13 protein-coding genes are annotated in these 15581 nt (G+C 74.0%); 8 read left to right on the top strand and 5 right to left on the bottom strand.

The window, feature by feature from the left end; genetic code table 11:
* The first annotated feature begins 637 nt into the window (after positions 1-637).
* The 7 genes from VKK44_RS27440 to VKK44_RS27410 all read left to right on the top strand — a co-directional run bounded on the left by VKK44_RS27440 (position 638) and on the right by VKK44_RS27410 (position 9010).
* A complete protein-coding gene (locus tag VKK44_RS27440) occupies positions 638-1645 on the top strand; it encodes a LacI family DNA-binding transcriptional regulator (protein ID WP_343444069.1) in 1008 nt (335 codons plus the stop codon).
* Positions 1642-2931, top strand: coding sequence for an extracellular solute-binding protein (locus VKK44_RS27435; protein ID WP_343444068.1), 1290 nt, complete (start codon positions 1642-1644; stop codon positions 2929-2931). The genes VKK44_RS27440 and VKK44_RS27435 overlap by 4 nt, the downstream gene beginning before the upstream one ends.
* Entirely contained in the window at positions 2931-3884 is a 954-nt protein-coding gene (locus VKK44_RS27430) for a carbohydrate ABC transporter permease (RefSeq protein WP_343444067.1), read from the top strand. Before VKK44_RS27435 ends, VKK44_RS27430 begins: the two co-directional genes overlap by 1 nt.
* Position 3885: 1 nt before the next feature.
* On the top strand, positions 3886-4731 hold the full coding sequence (locus VKK44_RS27425) for a carbohydrate ABC transporter permease (protein WP_343444066.1): 846 nt from the start codon (positions 3886-3888) through the stop codon (positions 4729-4731).
* 1 nt (position 4732) lies between these two features.
* The gene (locus VKK44_RS27420; RefSeq protein WP_343444065.1) at positions 4733-5803 is read left to right on the top strand and encodes a glycoside hydrolase family 130 protein; all 1071 of its coding nucleotides are present in this window, start codon (positions 4733-4735) and stop codon (positions 5801-5803) included.
* An 18-nt stretch (positions 5804-5821) separates the two neighbouring features.
* Complete coding sequence (locus tag VKK44_RS27415) at positions 5822-7843, top strand: hypothetical protein (RefSeq protein WP_343444064.1); 2022 nt, start codon at positions 5822-5824, stop codon at positions 7841-7843.
* Positions 7844-7927: 84 nt separating this feature from the next.
* Positions 7928-9010, top strand: coding sequence for an NAD-dependent epimerase/dehydratase family protein (locus VKK44_RS27410; protein WP_343444063.1), 1083 nt, complete (start codon positions 7928-7930; stop codon positions 9008-9010).
* Between the two features lie 228 nt (positions 9011-9238).
* On the opposite strand, the gene VKK44_RS27405 is transcribed toward VKK44_RS27410, so the two are convergent.
* The 5 genes from VKK44_RS27405 to VKK44_RS27385 form a co-directional block, all read right to left on the bottom strand.
* The gene (locus VKK44_RS27405) at positions 9239-10429 is read right to left on the bottom strand and encodes a hypothetical protein (RefSeq protein WP_458351693.1); all 1191 of its coding nucleotides are present in this window, start codon (positions 10427-10429) and stop codon (positions 9239-9241) included.
* 130 nt (positions 10430-10559) lie between these two features.
* Positions 10560-11309: a ZIP family metal transporter gene (locus tag VKK44_RS27400; protein ID WP_343444061.1), complete on the bottom strand. Its 750-nt coding sequence runs from the start codon at positions 11307-11309 to the stop codon at positions 10560-10562.
* Between the two features lie 39 nt (positions 11310-11348).
* The gene (locus VKK44_RS27395; RefSeq protein WP_343444060.1) at positions 11349-12548 is read right to left on the bottom strand and encodes a GNAT family N-acetyltransferase; all 1200 of its coding nucleotides are present in this window, start codon (positions 12546-12548) and stop codon (positions 11349-11351) included.
* Positions 12549-12600: 52 nt separating this feature from the next.
* Positions 12601-13320 (bottom strand): PP2C family protein-serine/threonine phosphatase, encoded by a 720-nt coding sequence (locus VKK44_RS27390; protein WP_343444059.1) that lies wholly within the window; start codon positions 13318-13320, stop codon positions 12601-12603.
* A gap of 93 nt (positions 13321-13413) precedes the next feature.
* Positions 13414-13941 carry a helix-turn-helix domain-containing protein gene (locus VKK44_RS27385; RefSeq protein ID WP_343444058.1) on the bottom strand — a complete coding sequence of 176 codons (528 nt, stop codon included), beginning with the start codon at positions 13939-13941 and terminating at the stop codon, positions 13414-13416.
* Between the two features lie 55 nt (positions 13942-13996).
* Between VKK44_RS27385 and VKK44_RS27380 the strand changes: the two genes are divergently transcribed.
* Positions 13997-15238 (top strand): benzoate/H(+) symporter BenE family transporter, encoded by a 1242-nt coding sequence (locus VKK44_RS27380; protein WP_343444057.1) that lies wholly within the window; start codon positions 13997-13999, stop codon positions 15236-15238.
* The last annotated feature ends 343 nt before the right edge of the window (positions 15239-15581 follow it).

The raw sequence follows: 15581 nt of genomic DNA, 5'->3' as shown, positions 1-15581 counted from the left end.
ACCGATCGTTCACCATCGACCATCTCTATCGGACCGAGAAGTCGTAGACTCATCCGGTGTCTCCCCGTTCGCTCTCCGTGATCGGTAACCTACGATACGCTGCGCTCAAGCCCTCTGGCATCCACCGATGCAAATACCTTTACTGTCCTACATTGCAGGAAAAACGTGGTCTTGGTGCGACGCGAGTGGAGGGCTCGCGCGGTGGGGCGGCCATAACGGGGCTCGCCCGGGGCTGCTGTCGGTAATCGCGGGGGCTCTCCGGCGTGGAGCCGGTGGAACCATTGGGCGCCAGGTTCGACGCGAAGCGCCAATCATCTGACAACGGCGAGCTGATCGCGGCGCCGGATCGCCGGGCCGTGTCCGGGCCGGCGACCCGCGCCGGCGCGCCGGGCACCGCCCGTCGCGCGTGCGCGACCGGTTCCCCCGTCCGCCGGGTGGCCGCCCGAGCGGCGTTGACCTGCCGCTGAGTCGCGTACGTCGATCGACCGCCTCCTGTTGTGCACTCGCGGGAACGGGTCTAACCTCCGTTGCTTAAACCGGTTTAGTAGTACGCCCGACGAGGGAGGTGCCGGTGACCCGGCCAGGTCGACCGACGATCCGCGATGTCGCCCGCGCGGCCGGCGTATCGAAGGGCCTGGTGTCCTTCGCGCTCAACGGCCGGCCGGGGGTGGCTGACGAGACGCGGGAGCGGATCCTCACCGCCGCCCGCGCCCTCGGCTGGGAGCCGAGCCACCGGGCCCGCGCCCTGTCCGCCTCGCGGGCGTTCGCGGTCGGTCTGGTGATCGCCCGCCCGCCCGAGCTGCTCGGCGCGGACCCGTTCTTCCCCGCCTTCATCGCCGGGGTGGAGCGGACCCTGTCCGACCGGGGTCAGGCGCTCGTCCTCCAGGTGGTGCCCGAGTCGGCCGAGGAGGCCGGCTACCGGAAGTTGGCCGCCGACGGCCGGGTGGACGGGGTCTTCCTGCTCGACCTGCGGGTGGACGACCCACGCCTCGCCCTGCTGGAACAGCTCGGGCTGCCGGCCGTGACGATCGCCAGGCCGATGGTGCCGAGCCGCTGGCCGGCGCTGCTGATCGACGACCGGCCGGGCATCGCCGCGGCGGTCGACCACCTGGTCGAGCTGGGACACCGCCGGATCGGGCACGTCGCCGGGCCGGACCACTTCCTGCACGGCCGGGTCCGGCGGCTGGCCTGGGAACGGGCGCTGGCGGACGCCGGCCTGCCCGCCGACCTGTGCGAGCTGTCGGACTTCTCGGCGGCCGGCGGCGCGCAGGCCACCCGCGCGATGCTCGACCGGGCCGAGCGGCCGACCGCGATCGTGTACGCCAACGACCTGATGGCCATCGCCGGGCTCGCGGTGGCCCGGGAACTCGGCGTCGACGTGCCCGGGCAGCTCTCGGTGACCGGGTTCGACGACGCGGAGCTGGCCGGCTACGTCAGCCCACCGCTGACCACCGTGCGTACCGACCCGTTCGAGTGGGGTCGGGCCGCCGCGCACGTCCTGCTCGAACTCATCGACGGCGAGCCCGTGGCCGACGTGGCGACGCCGCCCGCGCAGCTCGTTCTCCGCGCCTCCACCGCACCACCACCGGCGCCACCCGTCCAGCGGCGCCGTCCCCCCGCACCGTCCCGATCGGAGCAGACATGAAACGCACCCTTCCGGCCCTGCTGCTGACCGCCGCCCTCGTCGTCACCGCGGGGTGCGACGGCAGCGGCGGTGGCGGCGACGCCGCCGAGGCCAACGCCGCCCGCGGGCCGATCGACATCTGGCTCTCCAACAACCAGGAGGAACTGGCCTGGGGCAAGGCGATGGTCGAGGCGTGGAACGCGCAGCACGCCGACCAGAAGATCACCGCCCAGGAGATCCCGGCGGGCACCAGCTCGGAGGAGGTGATCGGGGCCGCCATCACCGCCGGCAACGCGCCCTGCCTGATCTTCAACACCGCGCCGGCGGCCGTGCCGCAGTTCCAGAAGCAGGGCGGACTGGTCGCCCTGGACTCGTTCGACGGCGGCGCCGCCTACATCAACGAGCGCACCGGCGGGACGGCGGAGCAGTACAAGTCGCCGGACGGCAAGTTCTACCAGCTGCCGTGGAAGTCCAACCCGGTGATGATCTTCTACAACAAGACGGTCTTCGCCAAGGCCGGCCTCGACCCGGAGCGGCCCCCGCTGGCGACGTACGACGAGTTCCTCACCACCGCCCGGAAGATCAAGTCCTCGGGTGCCGCGCCGGCCGCCATCTACCCGGCCCCGACCAGCGAGTTCTTCCAGTCCTGGTTCGACTTCTACCCGCTGTTCGCGGCCGAGACCGGCGGCAAGCAGCTCGTCGACCAGGGCAAGGCCCAGTTCGACTCGCCGGAGGGCCAGCGGGTCGCGGAGTTCTGGAAGACGCTCTACGCCGAGGGCCTCGCCCCGAAGGAGAAGTACAACGGCGACTCGTTCGCCGACGGCAAGGCCGCCATGGCCATCGTCGGCCCGTGGGCGATCTCGGTGTACGGCAGCAAGGTGAAGTGGGGCGCGGTGCCGGTGCCGACGTCCACCGCCAAGCCGGCCGACCAGATCCGCACCTTCAGCGACGCGAAGAACGTGGCCATGTACTCCGCCTGCAAGAACCGCGCCACCGCCTGGGACGTGATGCGCTTCGCCACCAGCAAGGAGCAGGACGGCGCGCTGCTCGCCAAGACCGGCCAGATGCCGCTGCGCACCGACCTGGCCGCCGCCTACCCGGACCACTTCGCCAAGAACCCGGCCTACCAGGCCTTCGCCGACCAGGCGGCCCGGACGGTCGAGGTGCCGAACGTGCCGAACTCGGTGGCCGTCTGGCAGGCGTTCCGCGACGCGTACTCCGAGTCGGTGATCTTCGGTAAGAAGCCGGTGCCCGACGCCCTCGGCGCCGCCGCGGACAAGGTCGACCAACTCGCCACCGGCTCCTGATGTCCACCGCCCACACCGCGGCGGCCCCCGCCCCCGGGGCCGCCGCGCGAAGCCCGGGACCGGCCGGCCGGGGCCGGATGGCGACCGTGCTGGGCCGCCACCCGGTGGGCATGGTGCTGGCCGCGCCGTACGCCGTGTTCATCGCCGTGGTGTTCGCCTACCCGCTGGGGTTCGCGATCTGGATGAGCTTCCACGACTACTTCTTCGCCGCGCCCGGCGCGGTGGTGGACCGGCCCTTCGTCGGGCTGGACAACTACCGGGCGGTGCTCGCCGACCCGGCGGTCCGCCAGTCGTTCGGCAACATCGGGATCTTCCTGGTCATCAACGTGCCGCTGACCACCGTGCTGGCGCTGCTGCTGGCGGTCGCGCTGAACCGGGTGGTGCACGCCCGGACGTTCCTGCGGGTCGCGTTCTACGTGCCGTACGTGACCGCCAGCGTCGCGGTGGTCGGCGTGTGGCTGTTCCTGTTCAACGCCGACGGCCTGGTCAACTCCGCACTCGGCCCGCTGGCGCCCGACCCGTCCTGGCTGGTCAACGCCGGGCTGGCGATGCCGGTCATCGCGGTGTTCGTGGTCTGGAAGCAGCTCGGCTTCTTCATCCTGCTCTACCTCGCCGCGCTCCAGAACGTGCCGAAGGAGCTGTACGAGTCGGCGTCGGTCGACGGCGCGGGATGGTGGCGGCGGTTCCGCTCGGTGACCGTGCCGGCGGTCCGCCCGGCGACCGCGCTGGTGGTCATCCTGGCCACCATCACCGGCGCCAACCTGTTCACCGAGCCCTACCTGCTCACCGGCGGAGGCGGCCCGAACGGGGCGTCCGCCTCGCCGGTGCTGGTGATGTACCAGCGCGGCATCCAGCAGGGCCAGCCGGACGTGGCCGCCGCCATCGGCGTGCTGCTGGTGATCGGGGTGCTGATCATCTCGTTGGTCAACCGCCGGCTGATCGAGAGGGACTGACGTGACACCGACCTCCACCGCCCGGTGGCCGGGGCTGCTCCGCCACGTGGTGCTGTTCGCCGGGGCCCTGCTGTTCCTCTTCCCCTTCTACTACATGCTGATCGGCAGCCTCCAGGCCGAACCGGACACCTCGGTCGCCGGGGCGTTCCCCACCTCCGGGCTCACCCTGGACAACTACCGGGACATCAACTCCCGCGTCGACCTGCTCGGCTCGCTGATCAACTCGGGCGTCTTCACCGGCGGCGTCATCCTCGGCACCGTGGTCTTCGGGGTGCTCGCCGGCTACGCGCTGGCCCGGCTGCGGTTCCGGGGCCGGGGCACGCTGTTCGCGCTGGTGCTGCTGGTCCAGGTGATCCCCTTCCAGCTCCTGCTGATCCCGCTCTACGTGCTGATCGTGCGCGGGTACGGGCTGGCCGACTCCTACCTCGGGATGATCCTGCCGTTCGCCATCAACACCACCGCGGTCTTCGTCTTCCGGCAGTTCTTCCTGCAACTGCCGGACGAGCTGTTCGCCGCCGCCCGGATCGACGGCGCCGGGGAACTGCGCCTGCTCTGGTCGGTGGCGTTGCCGCTGGTCCGCCCCGCGCTGCTGACCGCGGTGCTGCTCACCTTCATCGGGCCGTGGAACGAGTTCCTCTGGCCGTTCCTGATCACCAAGCAGGCGGACATGCAGCCGCTGGCGGTCTCCCTGGCCAACTACCTCAGCAACGTGGCGGCCCGCGCCGCCAACCCGTACGGCGCGGTGCTGGCCGGCGCCTGTGTGCTCGCCGCGCCGGCCGTCGGCCTCTTCGTGGCCTTCCAACGACACTTCATCTCCACCGACATCGGTTCCGGTGTGAAAGGTTGACATGCCTGTCTCGACCACTGTCCCGTACACGCTGACCCGGCTGGGCGTGCTGATGGCGCCCGACCCGGCCGAACCCTTCGAGGCCGCCGGCGTGCTCAACCCGGCGAGCGGCCGTACCCCGGACGGCCGGCTGCACCTGCTGCCCCGGCTGGTCGCCGCCGGCAACGTGTCCCGCGTCGGGCTCGCCGAGGTCGAACTGCGCGACGGCGTACCGGTCGGCGTGCGCCGGCACGGCGTCGTGCTGGCCCCGGACGAGGGCTGGGAACGCGGCCTCAACAACGCCGGGGTGGAGGACCCGCGCACCACCTGGGTGCCGGACCTCGGCCAGCACCTGATGACGTACGTGGCGTACGGGCCGCTCGGCCCCCGCCTCGCGCTGGCCGTCTCCACCGACCTGCGCTCCTGGCGGCGGCTCGGCCCGGTGCAGTTCGCCTACCAGCCCGACCTGGACACCGACCTCAACCTGTTCCCCAACAAGGACGCGGTGTTCTTCCCCGAACCGGTGCCCGGCCCGGACGGCCGGCCCTGCTACGCCATGTTGCACCGGCCGATGTGGGACCTCGGCTGGTTCCGCCCCGGCGAGGGGGTGCACCTGCCGGCCGGCACCACCGACGAGCGGCCCGGCATCTGGATCTCGTACGTGCCGGCGGACGAGGTGCACGCCGACGTCACCGCGCTGGCCCGCCCCCGGCACCACCGGTGCGTGGCCCTGTCCGAGTTCCCCTACGAGGAGCTGAAGATCGGTGCCGGCCCGCCGCCGCTGCGGGTGCCGGAGGGCTGGCTGCTGCTCCACCACGGGGTGACCGGCCACGTCCCCAGCGGCTGGGACCCGACCACCCAACGCGTCGAGTACGCGGCCGGGGCGATGCTGCTCGACCCGGCCGACCCGGCCCGGGTGCTGGCCCGCACCGCCGAGCCCATCCTCGTGCCGGACACCGAGGACGAGAAGGCCGGCACCGTGCCCAACGTCGTCTTCCCCACCGCGATCGAGGAGGTCGACGGGGTGCGGTTCGTCTTCTACGGAATGGCGGACACGAAGATCGGCGTCGCCCGGCTCGACCACACCCCCTGACGCCCCGAGGAGACCACCATGAAACGCCGATCCCTCCTGCTGGGCGGCGGCCTCGCGCTGACCGCACCCCTGCTGGCGCCGGCCGCCGCCGGGGCCGCCCCCGCCGACCCGTTGACGAACCTGTCCCACCTGGACTACCTGGGGGACCGGGTCACCCCGCCCGCGCAGGCCGGGCACACCACGTACCGGCTCGCCGACACGCCGGCGGTCGGGGTGCTGTGGACCTACGCCGAGCCGACCCCGGACGGCCCCTTCCGGCGGGTCGGCGGCGGGACGTACGACCCGGCGACGGACACCTGGGGGCAGGGCGCCTACAACGCCGACGACATCGCCCGCGCCGCCGTGGTCTACCTGCGGCACTGGCGGTCCACCGGCGCCACCACCAGCCGCGACGCCTCGTACGCGCTGCTGCGGGGGCTGACCTACCTCCAGACCGCCACCGGGCCGGACGCCGGGAACGTGGTGCTCTGGATGCAACCCGACGGCACGCTGAACCCGAGCGCCGAGCCGGTCGAACTGCCCGACCCGTCCGACAGCGGCCCGTCGTACTGGCTGGCCCGCACCGTCTGGGCGCTGGGCGAGGGGTACGCCGCCTGGCGCGACGCCGACCCCGGGTTCGCGTCGTTCCTGCGGGAGCGCCTCGACCTCGCGATCGGCGCGTTGGAACGCCAGGTGCTCGTCCGGTACGGCACCTGGCAGGCCGTCGACGGCGAACGGACGCCCGGCTGGCTGATCGCCGACGGCGCGGACGCCACCGCGGAGGCCGTGCTGGGGCTGGCCGCGTACGTGCGGGCCGGTGGCGACGCCGGGGCGCGGCGGGCACTCAGCCGGTTCGCCGAGGGCATCGCCGCGCTGGCCGACGGGGACGTCCGGGAATGGCCGTTCGGCGCGGTACGCCCCTGGGCGCTGTCCCGGTCGGTGTGGCACGCCTGGGGCTCGCAGATGCCCGCCGCGCTGGCCGTCGCCGCACGGGTGCTCGACGACCGGCGGCTGCTGCCGGCGGCGGTGGCCGACGCGACGGTCTTCACACCGTGGCTGCTCACCTCCGGCGGCCCGGACAACGGGCGGCAACCGACGCCGACGGACCGGTCGCAGATCGCCTACGGCGTGGACTCCCGCGTGCAGTCGCTGCTCGCCGTCGCCGACACCACCGGGCGCGACGGGTTCCGGCAGCTCGCCGGCATGACGGCCGCCTGGTACTTCGGCGCCAACGCGGCCGGCGTGCCCGGCTACGACCCCGCGACCGGGCGCACCGTCGACGGCATCGCCGGCGACGGGACGGTCAACCGCAACGGCGGCGCCGAGTCGACCATCCACGGCCTGCTCAGCATGCTGGCGCTGGACGCCCACCCCGAGGTGGCCGCGCTGGCCCGGCAGGGCCGGATCGTGACGCGGGTCGGCGGGACCGTGGTGGAGGCCGAGCAGGCCACGCTGACCGGCGGCGCGGAGGTGGTCACTCCCGACTCGGCGTGGACCGGCGAATCCGCGTTCAGCGGCGCGTACGCCCTGCTGCCGGCCGGCGCCACCGCCCGCTGGCGGTTGCCGGCGGCGGACCAGCCGCGGCTGGTGCTGCCGGTGGTCGAGCTGCGGCCCGGCAGCCGGACCGTCACCCGGTGGTCCGCCTCCACCGCCGGCCGGGAACGGACCGTGGGCACCGTCCGGCACGGGCGGGTCGGCGCCCAGGGGACCTCGCCGTCGCCCGGCGCGCTGCTGCCGGTGACGCCGAGCGGGCCGGCGGAGGTGCCGGCCGACGCCGTCGACCTGGTCGCCGTCTCGACCGGCGGCGACGCCGTGGTCGACGCGGTCCTGCTCGAACCGCTCGTCTCCCGGTACGTGATCGCCGGCACCGGGTCCACGACGGCGCTGCTGCGCAGCGCCGCCCGTACGCTCCGGACCGTCACGGTCACCGTCCCCGGCCCGGGAACGGCGTGCGTCGAGACGTACGACGCGCGGGGTGTACGGCGGTCCCGGACGCAGGCCCGGGGCGGCACGGTGACGGCGGTGGTGCTGCCCGGCGGCTTCACAGTCGTCCGGCGGTGACACCCGCGTACCCGGGCGGCCTCCCGCCCGGGTACGCACGCCCCGGAGCGGTTGCTGTCCGGTCCAGCGGGTACCGCACCGACCATGCGCATCGTGATCGTGGGGGCCACCGGCAACGTGGGAACCGCCGTACTCCGCCGGCTGCGGCGGGAGTCGGCGGCGGAACTGGTCGGCGTGGCCCGCCGGCTGCCCGGGCCGGACGCCGGTGAGCCGTACGACGACGTCCAGTGGCACTCCTGCGACATCGGCGCGCCCGGCGCGGCCGACGAACTGGTGCGGATCTTCGCCGGGGCGCGGGCGGTCGTGCACCTGGCCTGGCAGATCCAGCCCAGCCACGACCGGCGCACGCTCCACCGGACCAACGTCGGCGGCAGCCGCGCGGTGATCGAGGCCACCGTCCGGGCCGGCGTGCCCGCCCTGGTGTACGCCTCGTCCGTCGGCACCTACGCGCCCGGCCCGAAGGACCAGCCGGTCAGTGAGAACTGGCCGGCGACCGGCGTGCCGACGTCGTCGTACAGCCGGGACAAGGCGGAGGTGGAGGCGCTGCTGGACGGCATGCGGCGGGAGCACCCGGAGCTACGGGTGGTCCGGTTGCGGCCGGGCCTGATCTTCCAGCGCGACGCCGGCACCGAGATCAGCCGCTACTTCCTCGGCCCGCTGGTGCCGGTGCGGCTGCTGCGCTACGGCCGGATCCCGCTGGTGCCGTCGCACAAGCGGCTCCGGATGCAGGCGGTGCACGCCGACGACGTGGCCGACGCGTACGCCCGGGCGGTCCTCGGCGACGCGCGCGGCGCGTTCAACGTGGCGACCGACCCGGTGCTGACGCCGGCGCTGGTGGCGCGGCACTTCCACGGCTGGACCGTGCCGGTGGCGGTGCCGGTGCTGCGCGCCGCGGCGGCGGTGACCTGGCGGGCCCGGCTGCAACCCGTCGACACCGGCTGGGTCGACCTGGCGTTGAACGTCCCGCTGATGTCCACCGAGCGGGCCGAGGCCGACCTCGGCTGGACGCCCGCGGTCGACACGGTGGCCGCCCTGAAGGACCTGATCGCCGGCATGGCCACCAGGTCGGGCACGAACTCCCCACCCCTGTCGACGGACCCCACGCTCCCCGGCCGCCCCGTCGCCCTGACCAAGGGCCACCTCCCCGGCCACCCCAACCCCTACTGACCCCGCCCCTGCCTCGCCCCGCCCCTGCCTCGCCCCCCGGCCCCCGCCTCGGTGATCAAGGAGTTGGCGTCACCACAGAGATCACCTGAGGCACAAACTCCTTGATCACGCCGGCCGGGCCGCCCCCCGGGCCGGCCGGGTGCCCGTCACCGCCGAGGGGAAGGCCGCCAACTACATGATCGTCGATGCTGGGGCGGGGCGGGGCGGGGCGGGGCGGGGCGGGGTGGGTCAGGAGAGGGAGGAGGAGGTTGTGGTCGGGGGGCGGGCGCCCAGGAAGAAGATGCCGGGGAAGCCCTTCGTCTCGAAACCCTTGCTGGAGTTGCGGCGCAGGGTCGAGCTGGTGATCGACAGGGTGCCGGTGCGGTTGTTGCTGACGAAGAAGATGGCGCCGCCGCCCTCGTTCGCGGTGTTGCGTTCGACGATCGTGCCGGCGAGCTTCACCGTGAACTCGTTGCCGTCGCAGTAGATCGCGCCGCCGCTGCCACCTCCCGGCGTGCCGCCCCGGGCCGGGTTCGCGCCGGTGCCGACCGCCTGGTTGTCGCGGAAGACGCTGTTCAACACCGTCCAGGAGACGCCGATGCTGCTCAGCGCCGCGCCGTTTGAGCACACCCCGCCGGTGAAGGTGCTGCCCACCACGTACACCGGTTTGTTCTCGAACTGGCTGAGCACCCGCAGCGCGGCGCCGCCCAGGTCCGGGCCGGTACGGTCGCAGCGGTTGTCGACGAACCGCGAGTTGACCACCTTGACCCGGCCGCCGCGGACGAAGATCGCACCACCGCCGCCGCCCTCGGTCTTCTCGCCTGTCGAGTTGCCGCCGGTGAACGTCAGGTTCTGCACGGTGAGCTGCGGGTGGTCCTGGTTCTGGCAGTGCGAGGTGGTGAAGCCCTGCGCCGGGTCGCAGGTGTTCATGTAGAGGATCCGCCGGCTGCCGCCGCCGCTCAGCGTGACCTTGCCGCCGCCGTCCAGCACGATGCGCGGGCCGTGCGCGTTCACCACCTTGGCGGTGGCCTTCATGGTGATGGTCACCGGCGCCGGGCCGCAGTCGAACGTGATGACGCCGCCGGCGGCGACCGCCTTCACCACCGCCGCCGAGGTGCAGCTCGCCGGCGTGCCGGTGCCGACGGTACGGGTCGGCCGCGACGTGTCCACGGCCCGCGCCTCGGCCGGCACGGTCGCCCGCCCGGCGGGGTTGCCGGCACGGAACGCGACAGCGGCCGGGCTGGGACTCGGCTTGGCGCTGCCGAGGCCGGCGCGGGCGCTCGACGGGGCCGCCGGGGCGTCGGCCGCCGGGGCGTCGGGTGTGCCGGCCGGGGCGCCGGTGGCGGCGGTCGGGGCGGTCCGGTCGGACGGGTCACCGCCGCACCCGGGCAGCGTGACGGTGGCCAGGGCGAGGACGAGCAGGGAGACAGCGGACTTCACGCGCACCCGCCCGATGCTAGAAGGGCGCACCGCCCCGGCACGACTCCACCGACGATCCTTAACCCGCCGCTAAGCCGCGCCCGCCGCGTGACCCGCGCCGCCGCGTGAGCGCGGAACGGCGAGGCCGTCGTCAGGCGTGGGAGAGCGCGAACGCGACCAGGAAGCCGAGCACCGTGATCAGGCCGACCAGCAGGTGGGCGTCCTCGAACGCCTCCGGGACCATGGTGTCGGTGATCATCGCCAGGATCGCGCCGGCGGCGAGCGCGGTGATGGCGGCCAGCACCTCCGGCGGGGCGCCGCCGAGCAGCGTGTACCCGGCCAGCGACGCGGCGCCGGAGATCAGCGCGATGGCCGCCCAGAGCCCGAACACGTAGCGCCGGGTCCGCCCGGCCTGCCGCATGCCGGCCGCGCTGGACAGCCCCTCCGGCACGTTGCTGAGGAAGACCGCGAGCACCGTGACCAGGCTGACCGGGCCGCCGGCCAGCAGGCTCGCGCCGATCACCACCGATTCCGGTACGCCGTCGAGCAGCGCGCCGACCGCGATGGCGTTACCCGAACCGGGCTGCTCCTGCTCGGAGGGCTGCTCGTCGCCGGAGCGCTTGCGGTGCCGCGCCCCGTGCCGGGCCAGCAGCACGTTCGCCCCGGTGTAGGTGAGCGCGCCGGCCGCCGCGCCGATCGCCACCGGCAGCAGGCCGCCCTGCTCGTGCGCCTCCTCGATCAGCTCGAACGAGACGGCGGAGAGCAGCACGCCCGCCCCGAACGCCATCACCGACGCGGTGGTCCGGCGTGGCACCCGCACGAAGAACCCGACGGCCGCCCCGATCAACAGGGCGGAACCGGCCAGCAGACCCCAGAATCCCGCTTCCAACCACTCCGGCACGCGCAGGACCCTACCCCCGGCCCGGCGGCGTCAACCCGATCAGAAGTCGGCGAACAGGTACGGCAGTTCACGCGGGAAGAGTCGGCGCAGCTCGGAGGCGGCGTCCACCGGCACCTCGCCCAGCCCGCGTACCGCCACCTCGGCCGGGTCGAGCACCCCGTACGCCAGGGCGGACAGCCCGGCGGCGGTGAGCCGGGCGGCCGGCACGGTGCCCTCGGCGGCGCTGTCGGCGGGCAGCACGGCCAGCTTGCCGGTGGTGCCGTCGAGCAGGTGCCGGCCGGCGAGCCAGCGGTCGCCGACCAGCTCGACGAGCACCCGGCCGACCCCGACCGGCTGGTCGGCCAGTGCCTCCAGGCTGAGCAGCCGGGCCATCGGCGCGGTCGGGTCGGGCCGGGCCACCTGCGCCTCGACGCGTACGTCCAGGTCGGTGAGCCACAGCTCGGGCAGCTCGTCGGGCGGCAGTTGGACGCTGACCCGGGCCACCTGGTCGACGTGCCGGGCGAAGAACTGGAGCAGCGACGCCCGGGCGTACGGGTCGTCGAAGAGCAGGTCGTCGGCGATGAGCGTGCCGCCGTGGTCGTCGATCCGGTAGGTCACCGCGCCGACCGTCTCACCGTGTCGCACCACGCTGAGCAGCCAACGGTCGTCCCGTTCGCGCAGCCCGACCGCGCGGAAGTCGGGGAAGGCCGCGAAGCCGTGCCGCTCGCGTAGGCACCGGTCGGTGTAGTCGCGCCAGCGCGGGTAGCCCGTGCCGATCCGCTCCCAGACCAGCTCGTCGGGCAGTTCGGCGCGGAGCAGCGGCGCCAGGTCCGCGGGGGCGAACACCGCGGTACGCCGCCGGGGCAGCCCGACGTAGCCGAAGCGCTCGTAGAACGAGGCGCGGAACGGGTGCAACGCGCTGAGCTGGTGCCCGTCGTCCCGCATCCCGTCGATGAGCTGGTGCATCAGCGTCCGGACGTGTCCGCGCCGGCGGGCCAGCGGATGGGTGGCCACCCCGGCGACGCCGGCCATCGGCAGCACCGCGCCGCGCAGGTTCTGCCGCATCGGGATCGCCGAGGCCGCGGCCGTGGTGACGCCGTCCTCCTCGACCACCAGTGTGGTGTTCCCCGCGTTGTACGGCAGGTAGGCCCGGAACTCGTCGGTCCGGCCCGGTGTCATCGGCGACGCCTCGAACGCGTATGCCTGGAGCGGGAAGCTGGTGGTCAGGCGGTCCTCGACGGTCAGCCGGCGAATGTGCATCCGTTCATCCCAACGTGCCCGCCCCGGGGTCGCAACCCGAATCGGTCGTCGGTCAGGCCTCGGTGACGTCGGAGATGACCACTGTGACGTTGTCCGGCGCGCCGGCCTGGTGGGCCAGCTTCACCAACTGCTCGCCGCACTGCTGCCGGTCGCCGTAGGTGGCGAGCGCGGCGGCGATGGCGGCGTCCTCCACGTAGTCGGAGAGGCCGTCGCTGCACAGCAGCAGCCGGTCGCCGGAAAAGACGGTGAGCGCCCCCACCGCCGGCGGAGCGTCCTGGCCCTGCACCGCGCGGGTGACCAGGGAGCGCTGCGGGTGGTGCCGGGCCTGGTCGCGGGAGAGCGCGCCCTGGTCGACCAGCGCCTGCACGAACGTGTCGTCGCGGGTGAGCTGGGTCAGCTCGTGATCGCGCAGCAGGTAGCAGCGGGAGTCGCCGACCTGGGCGAGCACCAGCCGGTCGCCGGCCAGCAGCGCGGCGGTCAGCGTCGTGCCCATGCCGTCGCGGGCCGGGTCCACCGTGATGGCCGCCCGGATCCGCTGGTTGGCGGTGCTGACCACGGCGCGCAGCGCGTCGGCCGCCTCGTCGGCGCCGGTGGGCGGCGTCAGCTCGTCCAGGATCCGGATGACGATCTCGCTGGCCACCTCGCCGGCCGGGAGGCCGCCCATGCCGTCGGCCACCGCCACCAGGCGGTCACCGGCGAGGGCGGAGTCCTCGTTGTTGGTCCGGACGAGGCCGACGTCGTTGAGGATGGCCGAGCGGAGGATGAGCGTCATGGGGACAAGCTTGCCAAGAAGACCGGCTCCGCGTCTCTACGCGCTGCCGGGTCGGTGGAAAGAAATGTCACCGACTTGCATCCCGGGTATCCGTCAACTGTCCTTCCCGGATGAACGCGGATAGCGCAGCAGCAGGCTGGCCCGGACCTGCTCGTCGCCCACCGCGGCGTAGCTGTGCGGCACGTCGGAGGTCCAGCGCAGGTACTCTCCCGGGCCACCGGTGAGCGGGGCGTCCGCCGGGCCGGCGCGCAGCACGCCCGAGAAGACGGTCACGTGTTCGGTGACGCCGGCCTGGTGGGCGGGGGAGAGCTGCGCGGGCCCCGGGCTGACCCGCATCCGGTACAGCTCGTATGTCGCGTCGCGGTCGTGGAACACCTCCAGCAGCGTGGCGCCGACCGCGGCCCCGCGTACGGTCGGCGTCTGCTCGGGGGCGGAGAGCACGGCGGTCAGCGGCACACCGAGCTGCGCGGTGATCGCGTACAGCGTCTCCAGGGTGGGGTTGCGGACGCCGTTCTCCAGGCCGGAGAGCGTGGCCTTGCCGACGCCGGCCAGCCGGGCGAGCGTGGAGAGTGAGATCCCCCGTTCCATCCGGAGGGCGCGGATCCGTGGGCCGACGTCCATGGGGCTATCCTGCAACACGATGCTGTTCCGTAAACGGAACACTGGGGGAGGAAGCATGGCCGGTCGACTCCAACCCGTGCTGGCCGGCGTGGTGACCGCCCTGGTCGGCTTCGCCAGCTCGTTCACCGTCGTGCTGGCCGGGCTGCGCGCGGTCGGCGCCGACCCGGTCCAGGCCGCCTCCGGCCTGCTCACGCTCTGCGTGGCCAGCGGTTGCTGCGCCGTCTGGCTCGGCCTGCGGCACCGGCTGCCGCTCGCCATCGCCTGGTCCACGCCGGGCGCGGCGCTGCTGGTCGCCACCGGGCCGGTCCCGGGCGGCTGGCCCGCCGCCGTGGGCGCCTTCCTGCTCACCGGCCTGCTGATCATCGCCGCCGGACTGATCCCGGCTCTCGGCCGCGCGGTCGCGGCGATCCCCGGCCCGGTCGCCTCCGCCATGCTCGCCGGCGTGCTGCTGCCGCTCTGCACCGCGCCGGTGCGCGCGCTGGTGGAGGTGCCCCGGCTGGCCGGTCCGGTGGTGCTCGTCTGGCTGCTGCTGCACCGCTTCGCGCGCCGCTGGGCGGTGCCCGGCGCGCTCGCGGTGGCCGTGATGGCGATCGCGCTGACCACCTCCGGCCCGGCCCGGCTGGACCTCGCCCCGGTCGTCACGCTGACCGCGCCGGCCTGGACGCTGCCCGCCGTCGTCGGGCTGGCGCTACCGCTGTTCCTGGTCACCATGGCCGCGCAGAACGTGCCCGGCACCGCCGTGCTCGCCGGCTACGGCTACCGGGCGCCGCTGGGCTCCGCGCTACGGGTCACCGGGCTCGCCACCGCGCTCGGCGCGTCGGCCGGCGGCCACGCGGTGAACCTGGCCGCGATCACCGCCGCACTCGCCGCCGGCCCGGACGCCCACCCCGACCCGGACCGGCGCTGGATCGCCTCGATCACCGCCGGGATCGGCATGGCGCTGCTCGGCCTCGGCGCCGGCGCGGCGACCACCCTGGTGCTGCTCTCCCCGCCGGTGCTGGTCGAGGCGGTGGCCGGGCTGGCGCTGCTCGCCGCGCTGGCCGGCGCGGTGTCGGCGGCGGTCGCCCGGCCGGAGACCCGGGAGGCCGCCGTGGTCACGTTCGTGGTCACCGCGTCCGGGGTCAGCCTGCTCGGGATCGGCGGCGCGTTCTGGGGCCTGGTCGCCGGCTGCCTGATGCTGCTGCTCTTCCGCCGCCGCCCGGCCGTCGCCCCGCCACCGGCTGCCGCGCCACCGGCCGATCCCGACGGACGTCCCGAAGTCGGCCCGGATCTGGCGGCGTCACACCGGCAGGGCTGACCACCCGGCCGGTTCGCACCGGAAGGGCTCGGCCGTGTCCCGGCTCCGGCCGCGTCCTGGCTCCGGCCGCGTCCTGGCTCCGGCCGCGTCCTGGCTCCGGCCGTGTCCTGGCTCTGGCCGTGTCCTGGCTCTGGCCGTGTCCTGGCTCTGGCCGTGTCCTGGCTCTGGCCGTGTCCTGGCTCTGGCCGTGTCCTGGCTCTGGCCGTGTCCTGGCTCTGGCCGTGTCCTGGCTCTGGCCGTGTCCTGGCTCCGGCCGCGTGTCCCGGCGCTGGCTTCGCCTGCGCCGGACTCGTCGACCGCCGGCCACGAGCCCTGCTTCCCGACGTGCTGAGGGTGCCCGAAG

The organism is Micromonospora sp. DSM 45708, from assembly GCF_039566955.1.
Taxonomy (GTDB): Bacteria; Actinomycetota; Actinomycetes; order Mycobacteriales; family Micromonosporaceae; genus Micromonospora.
The sequence above is the reverse complement of the archived record's forward strand: the minus strand, read 5'-3'. Positions and strand labels throughout refer to the sequence as shown.